This is a genomic window from Gordonia rhizosphera NBRC 16068, assembly GCF_000298195.1.
GTDB lineage: Bacteria > Actinomycetota > Actinomycetes > Mycobacteriales > Mycobacteriaceae > Gordonia > Gordonia rhizosphera.
Map to the genome: position 1 here is coordinate 51,709 of NZ_BAHC01000164.1, position 15,239 is coordinate 66,947.

General features: G+C 66.4%; 10 protein-coding genes and 1 pseudogene. 2 read left to right on the forward strand and 9 right to left on the reverse strand.

The features are described from left to right. Positions 1 to 25: 25 nt before the first annotated feature. On the forward strand, positions 26 to 1,636 hold the full coding sequence (locus GORHZ_RS20250; RefSeq protein ID WP_006336278.1) for an MFS transporter: 1,611 nt from the start codon (positions 26 to 28) through the stop codon (positions 1,634 to 1,636). A gap of 3 nt (positions 1,637 to 1,639) precedes the next feature. On the opposite strand, the gene GORHZ_RS20255 is transcribed toward GORHZ_RS20250, so the two are convergent. After that, positions 1,640 to 1,963: an SHOCT domain-containing protein gene (locus GORHZ_RS20255; RefSeq protein ID WP_006336279.1), complete on the reverse strand. Its 324-nt coding sequence runs from the start codon at positions 1,961 to 1,963 to the stop codon at positions 1,640 to 1,642. 43 nt (positions 1,964 to 2,006) lie between these two features. Continuing rightward, a complete protein-coding gene (locus GORHZ_RS20260) occupies positions 2,007 to 2,435 on the reverse strand; it encodes a DUF6325 family protein (protein WP_006336280.1) in 429 nt (142 codons plus the stop codon). A 161-nt stretch (positions 2,436 to 2,596) separates the two neighbouring features. Here GORHZ_RS20260 and GORHZ_RS30220 point away from each other — a divergent pair. Then, positions 2,597 to 3,235 (forward strand): annotated as a pseudogene (locus GORHZ_RS30220) (DUF998 domain-containing protein); the annotation flags it as partial. 49 nt (positions 3,236 to 3,284) lie between these two features. On the opposite strand, the gene GORHZ_RS20265 reads toward GORHZ_RS30220, so the two are convergent. The 7 genes from GORHZ_RS20265 to gltB form a co-directional block, all read right to left on the reverse strand. Further along, on the reverse strand, positions 3,285 to 5,117 hold the full coding sequence (locus GORHZ_RS20265; protein ID WP_006336282.1) for an AMP-dependent synthetase/ligase: 1,833 nt from the start codon (positions 5,115 to 5,117) through the stop codon (positions 3,285 to 3,287). Positions 5,118 to 5,228: 111 nt separating this feature from the next. After that, a complete protein-coding gene (locus GORHZ_RS20270; RefSeq protein ID WP_006336283.1) occupies positions 5,229 to 7,145 on the reverse strand; it encodes an ABC transporter ATP-binding protein/permease in 1,917 nt (638 codons plus the stop codon). 54 nt (positions 7,146 to 7,199) lie between these two features. Then, entirely contained in the window at positions 7,200 to 7,664 is a 465-nt protein-coding gene (locus GORHZ_RS20275; protein WP_006336284.1) for a hypothetical protein, read from the reverse strand. An 8-nt stretch (positions 7,665 to 7,672) separates the two neighbouring features. Further along, positions 7,673 to 8,548 (reverse strand): acyl-CoA thioesterase, encoded by an 876-nt coding sequence (locus GORHZ_RS20280; protein ID WP_006336301.1) that lies wholly within the window; start codon positions 8,546 to 8,548, stop codon positions 7,673 to 7,675. 70 nt (positions 8,549 to 8,618) lie between these two features. Next, positions 8,619 to 10,052: a pyruvate kinase gene (gene pyk / locus GORHZ_RS20285; protein WP_040532670.1), complete on the reverse strand. Its 1,434-nt coding sequence runs from the start codon at positions 10,050 to 10,052 to the stop codon at positions 8,619 to 8,621. Positions 10,053 to 10,216: 164 nt separating this feature from the next. Continuing rightward, positions 10,217 to 11,722, reverse strand: a complete 1,506-nt coding sequence (locus tag GORHZ_RS20290) for a glutamate synthase subunit beta (protein WP_006336303.1) — start codon at positions 11,720 to 11,722, stop codon at positions 10,217 to 10,219. Then, positions 11,715 to 15,239, reverse strand: a 3,525-nt coding sequence (gene gltB / locus GORHZ_RS20295) for a glutamate synthase large subunit (protein ID WP_006336304.1), incomplete at its 5' end; no start/stop codon positions are given. The genes GORHZ_RS20290 and gltB, both read right to left, overlap by 8 nt.

Sequence of the window (15,239 nt, forward strand, 5' to 3'; positions counted from 1 at the left end):
CCGGATCCCCGTTTACGCTTCACGCATGAAACGCTGGAGCGTTCTGCTCATCCTGTGCGCCGCACAATTCATCATGGTCCTCGACACCACTGTCATGAACGTCTCCGTATCGGCGGTCGTCGAGGATCTGGGCACGACCCTCACCCAGGTTCAGCTGGCCATCACCCTCTACACACTGGTGATGGGGTCATTCATGCTCTTCGGCGGGCGACTCGGCGACATGTTCGGGCGTCGACGCGTGTTCGCGATCGGACTCGGGATCTACGGCACCGGATCGCTCATCACCGCGCTCAGCCCGAATATCGGTGTGCTGCTGTTCGGCTGGTCATTCGTGGAGGGCGCCGGCGCGGTCATGGTCATGCCCGCGATCATCTCGCTGACCGCGAGCAACTACGACGGCCGCGACCGAGCCACCGCCTACAGCGCACTGGGCGGGATCGCGGCGGCCGGGGCGGCGGCGGGCCCCCTCATCGGTGGGTGGGTCACCGAGGCACTGACCTGGCGCGTCGTGTTCGCGGCGGAAACGGTTGTGTGTCTGGCGATCATCGCCTCGGTGAAGGTGATCGCCGACATCGGGCAGAAGTCCGCGTCGCGTCGGATGGACTGGGGCGGGACGGTCCTGTCCGCGCTCGGTCTCGGCTTGATCGTCCTCGGCTTCCTGCAGTCCGGCAGTTGGGGTTTCATCAAACCGACCGGAGCGCTCACCATCGGCGACACCCAGATCACGCCGTTCGGTTTCTCCATGGTGCCGTTCATGATCGCGGCGGGCATCTTCGTGCTCATCGGCTTCTTCGCCTTCGAGCGCAGGACGATCGAACGGGGACACACCCCCCTCATGCATCCCGGACTCCTCAAGATGCTGCAGCTGCGCAACGGCCTGGTCATGCTGATGGCACAGCAGACCATCATCGGCGGCATGTTCTTCGTCATCCCGATCTACCTGCAATACGTGCTGCTGAAGAACGCCTTCGAGACCGGGGTGAAGCTGGCACCGATGTCGATCGCGATGCTGCTGGCCGCCTTCTCCAGCCCGAAACTCGCTGCGACACAGTCACCCCGCCGGATGGTCTCGACCGGTCTCGTCGGTGTGATGGTGGGATCGCTGTTGTTGATCACGACGATAGACGTGGAACTGAACGGCTTCCTGTTCGCCGTCGGCATGGCAATCTTCGGAGCCGGATTCGGCCTGATCGCATCCCAGCTGGGCAATGTGATCATGTCGTCGGTCGGCGACCGTGACCGCGGCGAGGCGGGCGGGCTGCAGGGCACCGCGCAGAACATCGGCACGTCGGTCGGTGTGGCACTGCTCGGCGCGCTGCTCGTCGCCGCCCTGAGCTCCGGCTTCAACAGCGCCGCCCAGACCAACCCGGATCTGTCGACGGCGACCAAACTACAAGTGGCCCAATTGTCCGCCGACGGAGTCGACATCGTGAGCCGCGACGAGATCGAGGCCGCCGCGCAGCGGGCCGGTCTGTCCCCCGACGAGGCGACCGCGCTCTCCGACGACTACGCGCAGGCCCAGATCGAGGCGATCAAGGAGGCGATCCTGCTGGCGATCTTCCTGGCCGCGATCGGCCTGGTGATCGCACGGCGTCTGCCCCGAGTCCCCGGCGCGGAACTCGGGGCGCAGCCCTAACCGTCAGCTACCGAGAATCTTCGCCTTCTGCGCGGCGAACTCCTGCTCGGTGAGGATGCCCTGCTGGAAGAGCGCGCCGAGCTGCTTGAGCTCCTCGATCGCGTCGGCGGACATCCCGCCGGCAGCCGGTGCCGCAGCGGCCGGAGCGGGAGCCGGGGCCGGCTGCTCGTAGTACTGCTGCTGAGGCGGCTGGGCGTAACGCTGCTGGTTTTCGTACTCCTGCTTGGCCCAGCGATTGGACTGGCGGCGAGAAACGCGGTTGCTCACCGACGTCGCGGTACCGGCGATGACCGCGGTACGAGCGGCCGCGCGGATGAGTCCTGGCATGGTGTTCTCCTTCGTGATCGGGTGAAAAGCGGTCGGCCGGGGGTCAGGCCTCGGCGTCGTCGAGGGCCTGCAGCAGAGCGTTGATCGGGATGCGTCCCGACGCGACCAGCTGCGCGCCGTTGCGTCGCAGCGCCGTCGCGAACGGTGCCGCCCAGGCGTTCTCGTAGACGATGATCGCGGCCGAGGTGCCCGGCTCGAGAACCGCCGTCGCCTCCGCGATATCGTCGTCGCCGATCAGATTCGTTGCCGCGCCCTCGAGTACGTCGAACTCTGCACCCAGTTCGTCGACGGTGAGTTGGGCGACGGTGCCGTCCTCGCCCTTGGTCGCGAACACGAGGTCGATGATCCGGATGATGCCGCGGTCGACCAGGTCGATCAGATGCGGGATCGCCTCACCATTGGGCTGTTTGTCCGTCCATTCGAGCACGATGTAGTCGATGGGGCCGATCTCGATGTCAGTGTCTTCGGTCATCTATGAACCTCGCTGCGTGGCGGCTGTGGGATCACGGTCGGTATCGATGATCACGAGTGACCGACCGCTCGCCACCGATCCTAGTGCGGCCGGGTGCCGACACCGGCGCATAGGCCAGATCTCCTCAGATTGCCGTGAGAATCCGCGGCTACGCTGGCGGGATGCAGTCTGAACGAACCGGGTCCCCGCGTGTTGTCATCGCCGCCGCCCTGGTGGCGCTGGCAGGCATCAGCTACTCGTCGTGGGTGCTCGAGTTCCTCTGGTCCAGCCCGCTCGACCCTCTCCGCAGCTTCCTCTCCGAACTCGACGCCCTCCACCGCCCGCATCGCGACGTCTACGTCGCCGGGGACGTGATCGCGGCCTGCTGCGCCATGCTGGCAGCCGCCCTCTTGCTGCTGCCGCGACCGCACTTCCGCGGGTTTCCCGCGATCACCGCGGTGATCGCCCTTGCCATGTTCGGGGTGTCGACGATCTCCGACGCCCTGTTGCCCATCGAGTGCATCCCGGGAGTGGACCCGGGCTGCCCCAGCGAACCCAGCGGGCTGTTCCCGCAGCTTCATCACATCCACGCCCTGACCAGCACGCTGGCCGTCGTCTCGATCTTCGCGGTGATGATCGCCGCGACGGTCTCGGCCTTCCGAGACCGGATCTGGCCGCAGCTCAAGATGGTCGGCACCGTCGCATTGGGGGTGATCGGAGTGTCGACGGCATGGATGCTGGCTGCCGACAATCTGGGTGGCGACTTCGTGCTCGGGCTGGCACAACGTATCCAGGTCGGTGGGATGACGGTGTGGCTGGTGATCTGGGGGGTGGCGCTGGCAACCCCGGCGCTACGTCCGGTGCGCTGGACTATCGGAGATCGACTACCGCGGTACCGGCCTGTTCTTCATACAGACCCACGATGGCTTCCGCGTATTTCTCCCCAATCGGCTTGCGGCGCAACTTCATCGTCGGGGTCAGTTCATCCCCGCCGGGGTCCCACGCCGCCGGCACGATGGTGAACCGCTTGACCTGCTCGACTCGTGAGAGCCGTTCGTTACCGCTGCGGATGGCGAGGGTTACCTCCTCGACCACGGCGTCGTGGGTACACAGGGCGGCCATGTCCGCCTCGGGCATGTCGAGCATCTTCGCCCGCGCCGCAGCGGCATCCGGGTCGAGCACCACCAGGGCGGCGACATACGGACGAGCATCGCCGATCGCGACAACCTGACCGATCAGCGACGACGCCGCCTTCATCGCGTTCTCGATGTTGGTCGGCGACATGTTCTTGCCGGCCTCGTTGATGATCAGTTCCTTCTTGCGGTCGACGATGGTGACGTTGCCGTCGTCGTCGATCGTCGCGATGTCCCCGGTCTCGAGCCAGCCGTCGGCGTCGATGGTCTCCGCGGTCTTCTCCGGCATCTTGCGGTAGCCGTGCATCACCACCGGACCGCGGATCAGGAGTTCACCGTCGGGTGCGAGTTTGGCCTCCACCCCTTCGACCGGTTTCCCGACGGTACCGATCTTCAGGTTGTCGGCGGTGGTCATCGTTGCGACCCCCGTCGTCTCCGACATCCCCCAGACCTCGAGGACCGGGACACCGAGTCCGAGGAAGAACTCGAGCACCTCGGCGGGGATCGCGGCGGCACCGGACCCGGCGAAGGTGATGGAATCCATGCCGATCGCGGCACGCACCTTGCTCAGCACGAGTCTGTCGGCCAGGTCGTGTTGTATCCGGTCCGCGAATCCGAGCTCCGTACCGTTGGTCTGGGCCCGGGCGGCCTTCGCGCCGATCCCGAGTGCCCACGATCCCAGGTTCTTCTTGACCGGACTGGTCTCCTCGGCCAGCTTCGCCTCGATTCCGGCGCGGAGCTTCTGCCACACCCTGGGCACCCCGAAGAAGAACGTCGGATGCACCTCGGGGAGCGCGGCCGCGATCTCGCGGGGATCGGCGACGGTGGTGACCTGCAGGCCGCGCACCATATTGGCGGCGTGCGAGGACACCCGGTCGGCGATGTGGGCCGCCGGCAGGTAGGAGATCACCCGGTCGTCGAACCCGACGTCGACGACCTCGGCGAGGGCCGCGAGCTCGGCGATGATGTTGCGGTGGGTGATCTCCACGCCCTTGGGCGGTCCGGTGGTACCCGAGGTGTAGATCAGCGTGGCCAGATCCGCCGGCTCCACCGCCCGCCAGGTGGCGTCGAAATCGAAGTCGGGTGAGCCCGCCTCCTCCAGGTTGGTCAGGGTCATGGCATCGCTCGCCGCGCCGTCGACCACGACGATCGTCTCGACGACGGTGTTCGCCGCCCGGATCAGCGGGACGAACACCTGCTCGGTGATGACGATCCGGTTCTCGGCGTTGCCGAAGAGGTACTCGATCTGATCCGGTGAGCTCGTGTTGTAGATCGAGAACGGGATCGCACCGAGGTGCAGCGCCGCGGTGTCCACGAGATGGAACTCGGGACGGTTGGTGAGCATGATGCCCACCGTGTCGCCGTGGGAGACCCCGAGCGAGGCGAGCCCGGCGGCGATGGCCCGCACCCGTTTGCCGTACTCCGCCCAGGTGATCTCGGTGATCCCGCCGACGGTACGGAGTGCCACCGCACCGGGCCGCACCTTCACCGTCTGCTGGAATGCCTCGGGGAGTGTCGCGACGTCGACGCCGCTCTCGTGGGGAAAAGTGATCCGCTCGTCTGGGGCCATGATCCTGCACCTCGATCTCGACAGAAATGTGGTCGGGATCACCGTATAGGGGAGTCGAAGCCTCGCGACGAGGAACGGTCGGATTGTTAATGAAACAGTAAAGAAGCCCCGTCAGGTCGCGACCGGACGCAGATTCCAGTCCCCTTCGCCGGTGATCTCGAGGACCTCCGTGTGGTGCTGATCGGTGGTGCTGCGGTGGCTGACCGACACCAGGATGGTGCCGGGGAGTTCGGTGCGGATCAGGGAGTAGAGCGAGTACTCCAGGCCTTCGTCGACCGCCGAGGTGGCCTCGTCCATGAACACGACCTCGGGCCGGGTCAGCAGGATGCGCGCGAACGCAACCCGTTGCTGCTCGCCCGGCGACAGCACCTTGGCCCAGTCCTCCTCCTCGTCGAGACGCTCGGTGAGGTGCGGGAGGAAAACCTGGCGCAGCGCGGCCTTGATGGCCTCGTCACCTACGTCGTCGGGGTGTGCCGGGTAGGCGACCGCGGTGCGTAGATCGCCCAGCGGGATGTATGGCATCTGGGACAGGAACAGGGTTCGGTTGCCCGACGGTCGGGAGAACTCGCCGTCCACGAACGGCCAGAGCCCGGCGAGTCCGCGCAGCAAGGTGGTCTTGCCCGCCCCGGAGCGTCCCTTCACGACGACCGCGTCACCGGGGTCGAGCGACAGGTTCAGGCTGCGGATGAGTTGGTTCCCGTCCGGGGTGGTGATGGAGACGTTGGCAAGCCGGACCGCACGGTCGCGATCAACGGTGTCGATCTGCGGCAGTTTGCGGGACTTGTCGTCTGCGGATTCGAGTCCGTCGAGACGGATGATCGATGCCCGCAGGGAGGCGAAGTCGTCGTAGGAGTTTCGGAAGAAGGACAGCGCGTCGTGCACGTTGCCGAATGCGGTGGCGGTCTGCGTCATGTCGCCGAGTTGGATCGAACCCTCGAAGAATCGCGGGGCCTGCACGATGAACGGGAAGACCACCGACAGCTGGCTGACGCTGAAGTTCCATCCGACGAACTTCAGCATCCGGTAGACGATCTGCCAGAAGTTGTCGACGACCGCCTTGAATCTGGTCATCAGTCCGCGTTGCTCCACACCCTCGCCGCGGTAGAACGCGACGTTCTCCGCGCCGTCGCGGATGCGCACCAGGGCGTAGCGGAAGTTCGCGGTGAGCCGCTCCCGCAGGAAGTTCAGCCGGATGAGCGGGCGGCCGATCCAGAACGCGACCACGGTCGCGACGAGCACGTACATCAGGACCAGCCAGACCATCAGACGCGGAATCTCGACGCCACCAAGGGTCATCGGCCCGGACAGATCCCAGAGGATCTTGGTGAACGACACGATCGTGACGACTGCCGGGATGACGCCGCTGGTCGACGAGCCGCCCGAACTGAAGACCAGGGTGCGGCTCGACGACGCGAGATTGGTGATGTCGGACTCGATGCGCTGGTCGGGGTTGTCGACTCCGGGCTGGATACCGGCGTCCTTCCCCTGGTGGCTCAGGTCGACGAAGCGGTTCCGGTAGAACGCGCGCCCCTCCATCCAGTTGGAGCTGGCACTCTGGGTCAGCCACCACCGCCACTTGATCTCGAAGGCGCTGCCCACGTAGATCTCGATCAGCGTGCGGCCGACGTGGATGGTGGCGAGGATGCCGAAGACGGCCATCGAGTGCCAGAAGCCGGACTTGCCCGCCTCCAGGAGCGACTGACCTTCCGGCCCCTGGCCGGTGAGCCCCTGCGCGACCGTCTGCAGTGAGGTGTAGAGATCGTTGCTGAAGTAGGAGAACAGCACCGACAACCGGACGCCCAACAGCGACAGCAGCAGTAGCAGGATGATGAATCCCCAGGCCATGACTCGCGTCTCGCGGCCGAGGAAGAACGATCCGGTGACGTTCCAGAACTGACGTCCCCACCGCGTGAATCGCGCGAGGAGGTAGCCGACGACGACCAAGCCCACCAGACAGATCGCGGAGACCATTCCCAGCCATCGCAACGAGGTCCAGATCTCGCCGGCCCAGTCGATGCTGTATTCCATCAAGCCCCCTCCGCGAACATTCGGCGCGTGAAACCGGTTGTGGGTCGCCGAATCTTAACCCAGGGGCCGCAACACCGCTCCCGACACGAGCGCCGATTCGCTCACGGTCTCCTGGAAGCTGTCACCGACCCGGACCAGGTACTCCCCGCGTCCCGCGTCGACCGACTCGGCGGTGAACGCCATCTCGCACCGTCCGGCGACGGTGCTGCGCGGCCCCAGCGTCGTCGACGCCAGCTGATCACCGGCGAGGTCGTAGATGACGACGGCGGCACCCGGGACGATGCGCGATGCCTGCGCCGCGTTCGTCGGACAGACCACCGTTCCCTGTGCGGTGAAATTCGCGCTGTTGATCAATCCGACCACCAATGCCGCGCCGGCCACCGCGGTCAGCGCCAGAGCGGCCAGCACACTGATCACGATGACCGGTGATCGGGTGGTGCGCTGCCATCGGCGTCGCGGCAGCATCGGTCCCGACTCCAGCCAGTACTGCGGCCGGGAACCGTGATGACCACCGGTCATGGCGCGCCTCACTCCTTGGGCGGGAAGTATTTGATGAGCGCCTCCTGGACGACGGAGGTCGCCAGCGTGCCGTCGCGCATCCAGAATCGGCCCGACCCCATCCCGCGTGATCCGGTGGCGACCGGGGAACGGGTCGCGTACAGCATCCAGTCGTCGAACCGGAACTCACGGTGGAACCACATCGAATGGTTCACCGTCGCCGCGAACAGCCGATCGATCCCCCACGACAATCCGTGCGTGGTGATGATCGAGTCGAGGACCGTCGTGTCCGACGCGTAGCACATGGCGGCCACGTGCATGATCGGGTCGTCGGGCATCGCGCCGTCGGCCTTCATCCAGACCCGGTTGTCCTTCAGCTTCTCGCCCGCCTGACGGACCTTCCACGTCGGGTCGTTCGCGAAACGGATGTCGATGGGGTGCAACGCATTGACGAACGTGGCGATCTGTTCCTCGTATCCCTTGAAGTGTTCGCCGAGCGGCGGCAGTTCCTCCGGGTAGGGCACTTGAGGGATGTCCACGGCATGTTCGAGGCCGGCCGCGTTGTCCTGGAACGCCACGAGCATGGTGAAGATCTCGGCACCGTTCTGCATCGCGGTGACCTGACGGTTGGCGAACGACTTGCCGTCCCGGAACCGTGCGACGTGATACTCCATCGGCTTGTTCACGTCGCCCCCGCGGATGAAGTGGGCGTGCAGCGCGTGTACCGGCGGGGTTCCGCGGGTGAGGGTGCGCGCCGCGGCGACGACGCCCTGTCCCAACAGCTGCCCTCCGAAGGTCCGGGCGGTCTTCTGCTCGGGGTGGTGCCCGATGAACAGATCGTCGTCGCTGCGCTCGACGTCGAGCAGCGCGAGCAGTTTACCGAGATCCTCCGATTGACCGGTCATGAGAGCACACCTTATGCCCCGGTCGAGCCGGGGCATAAGGGTGGTGTGATCGCCTGCCGTTCAGGACCACTCAGTGGTCCTGTTCGCCGATGCGGTGGACGTGGATCATGTTGGTGGAACCGACCGTTCCGGGTGGCGCACCCGCGACGATGACGACGACGTCGCCTTCCTTGAGGCGCCCGATCCGCATCAGCTGGTGGTCGACCTGATCGATCATGTGGTCGGTGGTGTCGACGTGGTCGACGATGAACGTCTCCGTCCCCCAGCTGAGCGCGAGTTGCGACCGCACCTCGGGCAACGGGGTGAACGCCAGCAGCGGCAGCCGCGAATGCAACCGCGCCAGTCGGCGCACGGTGTCGCCGGACTGGGTGAACGCGACCATCGCCTTGACCTCGAGCCGCTCCCCGATGTCGCGGGCTGCATACGAGATGATGCCGCGCTTGGTGCGCGGCACATGCGACAGCGGAGGCACATCGCGCGGACCCGACTCGACGGCCTGCGCGATCTTGTCCATCGTCAGCACCGCCTCGATGGGGAACTTGCCCACCGACGTCTCACCGGACAACATCACCGCGTCCGCGCCGTCGAGCACCGCGTTGGCCACATCGGAGGCCTCCGCGCGGGTCGGCCGCGAGTTCTCGATCATCGAGTCGAGCATCTGGGTGGCCACGATCACCGGCTTGGCGTTCTCCCGGGCCATCTGGATGGCGCGCTTCTGCACCAGCGGCACCTGCTCGAGCGGAAGCTCGACGCCGAGGTCACCGCGGGCCACCATGATCGCGTCGAACGCCAACACGATCGCCTCGAGGTTGTCGATCGCCTCGGGCTTCTCCAGCTTCGCGATCACCGGCACCCGACGACCCTTACGATCCATCACCTCGTGCACGAGTTCGATGTCGGCGGGGCTGCGCACAAAGGACAGCGCGATCATGTCCACGCCCAGGTCGAGCGCGAACTCCAGGTCGGCGATGTCCTTCTCCGACATCGCGGGCACCGACACGTTCATCCCAGGCAGCGACAGTCCCTTGTTGTTGGAGACCGGACCGCCCTCGGTCACCCGGCACACGACGTCGTTGCCCTCGACCCCGGTAACCACCAGACCGACCTTGCCGTCGTCGACCAACAGCCGATCACCCGGCTTGGCGTCGGAGGCGAGGTGGGCGTAGGTGGTCGACACCCGGTCGTGGGTGCCGACGATGTCGTCGACGGTGATTCGCACCTCTTCACCGTTGGCCCACATCACCTGGCCGTTGGGGGCGCCGGTGTCCTCGAACTTGCCGAGGCGGATCTTCGGACCCTGCAGGTCGGCGAGGATGCCCACCGCTTTCTCGGTGGCATCACCCGCCTTGCGCACCCGCTGGTAGACCTCACGATGCACCTCATGGGTGCCGTGACTCATGTTCATCCGGGCCACGTCCATACCGGCCGCGACGAGCTCCTTGAGCTTTTCGTCGGAGCTGGTGGCCGGACCCAGGGTGCAGACAATCTTCGTTCGTCGTGTCACTGTGTTCACCTTAGTCCCCTTGATACGCCATCTCTATCGCAGCGGCGATTCGTCATCTGCTGGCCATCTTGCGTCCGCGCAGGTCAACGGACTAGCCGGAGGCGTCGTGAACAGAATGAAACCCTTGTCGGCACGTCCGTTTTGCGGCTTACCCGGCGAGCCGGTCAGCGCACCGACAGCGGCAGCGCGGCGGGACGTACGGGTGACGGCAGGTCCGATGCGCCCATCAGGAACTCGTCGACGGCCCGTGCGGTCGAGCGCCCTTCGGCGATCGCCCACACCACCAGGGACGCACCGCGGTGCGCGTCCCCGCACACGAACACTCCGGGCGCGTCGGTCTGCCAGTCGCTGCCGCAGGACAGCACCCCGCGCCGGTTCGGTTCGAGTTCCAGATCGGTGAGCAGCGGACCGGGCTGCACACCGGCGAAACCGATGGCGAACAGCGCCATGTCACACGGGATCTCGAACTCCTCGCTGACCGGGGTGACCACCCGGCGGCCGTCGGGTTCCCGAACCACCTGCACCTCGGCGAGCACCATCGTGGTCACGTTGCCGTTGTCGTCACCCACGAAACGCTGCACCGCGACCTGATACTTGCGTTCGCCGCCCTCGGCGTGCGCCGAGGAGGTGCGCATGATCAACGGCCAGGTCGGCCATGGCGACCTGGAGTCGTCGCGGTCGCCGGGCAGTTCGGGGTTGTAGTCGAGTTGCACCACCGAGACCGCACCCTGCCGGTGTGCGGTGCCCAGACAGTCGGCGCCGGTGTCACCGCCGCCGATGATGACGACATTCTTTCCCTTGGCGGTGATCGGCGACGGGCCGTCGCCCTCGCACTCCTTGTTGGCCGGGACGAGGTGTTCCATCGCGAGGTGGACGCCGTTCAGGTCGCGTCCGGGCACCGGGTTGTCGCGGGCCTGCATCGCGCCGATCGCGAGGACCACCGCATCGTGACGTGCCTTGAGGTCCGCCACTGTCAGATCGGTACCCACGTCGCAGCTCGTGACGAATTCGGTTCCCTCCGCTCGCATCTGGGCGATGCGCCGGTCGACGTCGGATTTCTGCAGCTTGTACTCGGGGATGCCGTAGCGCAGTAGACCGCCGAGACGATCGTCGCGTTCGTACACCGTCACGTCGTGGCCCGCGCGGGTCAGCTGCTGCGCGGCGGCGAGTCCTGCCGGTCCCGACCCGACGACGCCGACCGACTTGCCGGTCTTCAACGCGGGCGGTTCCGGACCGATGATGCCCTCCGCCCACGACTCGTAGGCGATGGTCTTCTCGATCCGTTTGATCGTGACGCTGCCGCCGGTGGTGCGTTCGGCGATCGACAGGACACACGCCGCCTCACACGGCGCCGGGCAGATCATGCCGGTGAACTCGGGGAAGTTGTTGGTCGCGTGCAGCCGGCTGCTCGCCGCGTCCCAGCGTCCCCGCCGGACCAGATCGTTCCACTCCGGGATCAGATTGCCCAGCGGGCAGCCCGCGGTGCCGGAGTGGCAGAACGGAATTCCGCAGTCCATGCATCGGCGGGCCTGCTGGGACACCTCCGCGAGTTCCAGCAGCGGGTTGTCGGGGTGCGCGTAGACATCACCCCAGTCCTCGACCCGCTCGGCGACCGGGCGGTACTTCGCTTCCTTCTTCTGGATTTCCAGGAATCCGCGTGGGTCAGCCACGAGCCGCCTCCATGATCGCTGAATCGACGTCGCGCCCTTCCGCCTCGGCCATGCGGGCCGCGTCGAGCACGCGCTTGTAATCGCTGGGCATGACCTTGGTGAAGCCCAGGCATCGACGTGGCCAGTCGGCCAGCATCGACGCGCCGATCGCCGAGCCGGTCAGTTCGGTGTGCTTGGCGATGGTGTCGTGCAGGAAGCTCAGATCGTCGGGGTCCGGTCGTAGCAGTTCGACCATCGCCTTGTTCACCTTCGCGGCGTCGAGGTCGTAGACGTACGCGATACCGCCGGACATGCCCGCGGCCAGGTTGCGGCCGGTCGGTCCGAGAATCACCACACGGCCACCGGTCATGTACTCGCAGGCGTGGTCGCCGACGCCCTCCACGACCGCGGTGGCACCGGAGTTCCGGACCGAGAAGCGTTCGCCGACCTTGCCGCGCAGGAACACCTCACCCGAGGTCGCGCCGTACAGAATGGTGTTGCCTGCGATCACCTGATCTTCCGCGATGAACCACGCGTCGGGGTCGGGTGCGACGACGATCTTGCCGCCGCACAACCCCTTTCCGACGTAGTCGTTGGTGTCACCGCTGAGCTTGATCGTCACGCCCGGCGGCAGGAACGCCCCGAGCGACTGCCCGGCCGAACCGGTCAGCTTCACCGTGATGGTGTCCTCGGCGAGACCTGCCGCGCCGTAGCGTCGGGTCACCTCGGAGCCGAGCAGCGTGCCCACGGTCCGGTTGACGTTGCGTACCGGCAGTTCGAGGGTGACCGGATGCGCATCCTCGAGCGCACCCTCGGCGAGCTGGATGAACGTCTGGTCGAGGGCCCGGTCGAGTCCGTGGTCCTGGCCGCGCAGCCGGCGGGTGGCGCCCTTGTCCTCATACCGGCGGAAGATCGGGCTCAGGTCGAGTCCCTTGCTCTTCCAGTGCGCAACCGCATCGTCGGTGTGCAGGCGCTGGCTCTGGCCGATCGCCTCGTCGAGGGTGCGGTAGCCCAACTGCGCCAGGTACTTGCGCACGTCCTCGGCGACGAACCGGAAGAAATTCACCAGGTGTTCGGCCTGTCCAGTGAACCGGGCCCGCAGCTGCGGGTTCTGGGTCGCCACACCCACCGGGCAGGTGTCGAGGTGACACACGCGCATCATGATGCAGCCCGCGACGATCAGCGGCGCGGTCGAGAAGCCGTACTCCTCGGCACCGAGCAGCGCCGCCATGATGACGTCACGGCCGGTGCGCAGCGCGCCGTCGCACTGCACCGTGATGCGGTCGCGTAACCCGTTGAGCATCAACGTCTGCTGGGCGTCGGCCAGCCCGATCTCCCAGGGGGTGCCCGCGTGTTTGAGCGAGGTCAGCGGGGACGCACCCGTACCACCGTCGTGCCCGGAGATGAGTACCACGTCGGCGTGCGCCTTGGAGACGCCGGTCGCGACCGTACCCACGCCGACCGCGCTGACCAGCTTCACGTGGATGCGGGCGTCTTTGTTCGCGTTCTTCAGGTCGTGGATGAGCTGGGCGAGGTCCTCGATCGAGTAGATGTCGTGATGCGGCGGCGGCGAGATCAGCGCGACGCCCGGGGTGGAATGCCTTGTCTTGGCGATCCACGGATACACCTTGTAGGCCGGTAGCTGGCCGCCCTCGCCGGGCTTCGCGCCCTGGGCCATCTTGATCTGGATGTCGGTGGCGTTGATCAGATAGTCGCTGGTGACACCGAAGCGGCCCGACGCCACCTGCTTGACGGCGCTGCGCCGTTCCGGATCGTAGAGGCGGTCGACGTCCTCGCCGCCCTCGCCGGAGTTGGAACGGGCACCGATGCGGTTCATCGCGATCGCGATGGTCTCGTGTGCCTCGGCCGAGATGGACCCATAGCTCATGGCTCCGGTGTTGAACCGCTTCATGATCTCCTCGGCCGGCTCAACCTCCTCGAGTGGGATCCGATCGCGTCCGGAGAAGTCGAAGTCGAACAATCCGCGGATGGTGCCACCCTCGCGGGAGAGATTGTCGACCTCCGCCGAGTACTTCTCGAAGACCTCGTCGCGCCCGGTGCGCGTCGCATGCTGCAGCAGGAAGATCGTCTCCGGGGTGAACAGGTGCAGTTCGCCCTCGCGGCGGTACTGGTACTCGCCGCCCACCTCGAGTCGCCGATAGACCTGTTCGGTCGGGTTCTCCGGGAAGGCCCGGTGGTGACGCATCCGGACCTCTTCGGCGAGTTCGTCAAGTCCGACGCCCTCGATACGCGAGACCGTGCGGGTGAAGTACTCCTTGACGACCTCCGAGGAGAGTCCGACGGCCTCGAAGGCCTGCGACGCGGTGTAGGAGCTGATGGTCGAGATGCCCATCTTGCTCATCACCTTGAGCACGCCCTTGCCGAGGGCCTCGATGTAGTTGCGGCTCGCCTTCGACGGCGACACACCGATCAGCTCGCCCTCGGCGATCAGGTCGACGATCGACTCCAGGGCCAGATACGGGTTGACAGCGGCCGCGCCGAAACCAATCAGCAGGGCGATGTGGTGTACCTCGCGGGCGTCACCGGACTCGACGACGAGCGCCACCTTGGTGCGTTCCTTGGTCCGCACCAGGTGGTGGTGCACCGCCGAGATGGCGAGCAGTGACGGGATGGGTGCGCGGTCGCGATCGGTGTGCCGGTCGGAGATGACCAGCGTCGTATGCCCTTCGGCGATAGCCTGACTCGCCCGGGTCCGTAGGTCCTCGAGCGCGGCGGCCAGCCCCGCGCCGCCCTCGGCGACGGGGTACAGACCGTGCAACACCGTGGCCGACAGGCCGGGGTTGTCCCCGTCGTCGTTGATGTGCACGAGCTTGGCGAGGTCGTCGTTGTCGATGACCGGCCAGTGCAGCATGATCTGCCGGCACGAGGCGGCGGTGGGGGCGAGCAGATTCTGCTCGGGTCCCATCACACGGGCCATCGACGTCACGATCTCCTCGCGGATCGCGTCCAGCGGCGGATTGGTGACCTGCGCGAACAACTCGACGAAGTAGTCGTAGAGCAGGCGTGATCGCTGGGAGAGCACCGCGATCGGGGTGTCGGTGCCCATCGAACCGAGCGGCTCGTAACCCGAGGCGGCCATCGGGGTGAGCAACACCCGCATATCCTCCTCGGTGTAACCGAAAGAGACCTGACGACGCACCACCGTGTCGTGGTTCGGCGTGTACACCGGGCGGATCGGCAGGGTGGCGATGTCGAGCAGGCCGGCGTGCAGCCATTCGTCGTAGGCCTCGTCCCCCATGAGATCGCCCTTGATCTCCTCGTCGGGGATGATCCGACCCGCGGCGGTGTCGACCAGGAACATCCGGCCCGGCTCGAGTCGGCCCTTGGAGACCACATCGTCGACGGGCACCTCGAGCACACCCGACTCGGAGGCGAGGATCACCCGGCCGTCGCGGGTCTGCCACCACCGTCCGGGCCGCAGACCGTTGCGGTCGAGGACGGCGCCGACGACCGTTCCGTCGGTGAAGGTGACGCACGCGGGGCCATCCCAGGCCTCCATCAGGGATGCGTTGAACTG

Bases quoted from the DNA above. Each gene is read 5' to 3' on its own strand.
- GORHZ_RS20275 (WP_006336284.1), bottom strand. From the start codon at position 7,664: ATGACCGGTGGTCATCACGGTTCCCGGCCGCAGTACTGGCTGGAGTCG.
- GORHZ_RS20265 (WP_006336282.1), bottom strand. From the start codon at position 5,117: ATGGCCCCAGACGAGCGGATCACTTTTCCCCACGAGAGCGGCGTCGAC.
- GORHZ_RS20255 (WP_006336279.1), bottom strand. From the start codon at position 1,963: ATGCCAGGACTCATCCGCGCGGCCGCTCGTACCGCGGTCATCGCCGGT.
- GORHZ_RS20260 (WP_006336280.1), bottom strand. From the start codon at position 2,435: ATGACCGAAGACACTGACATCGAGATCGGCCCCATCGACTACATCGTG.
- GORHZ_RS20270 (WP_006336283.1), bottom strand. From the start codon at position 7,145: ATGGAATACAGCATCGACTGGGCCGGCGAGATCTGGACCTCGTTGCGA.
- GORHZ_RS20280 (WP_006336301.1), bottom strand. From the start codon at position 8,548: ATGACCGGTCAATCGGAGGATCTCGGTAAACTGCTCGCGCTGCTCGAC.
- GORHZ_RS20250 (WP_006336278.1), top strand. From the start codon at position 26: ATGAAACGCTGGAGCGTTCTGCTCATCCTGTGCGCCGCACAATTCATC.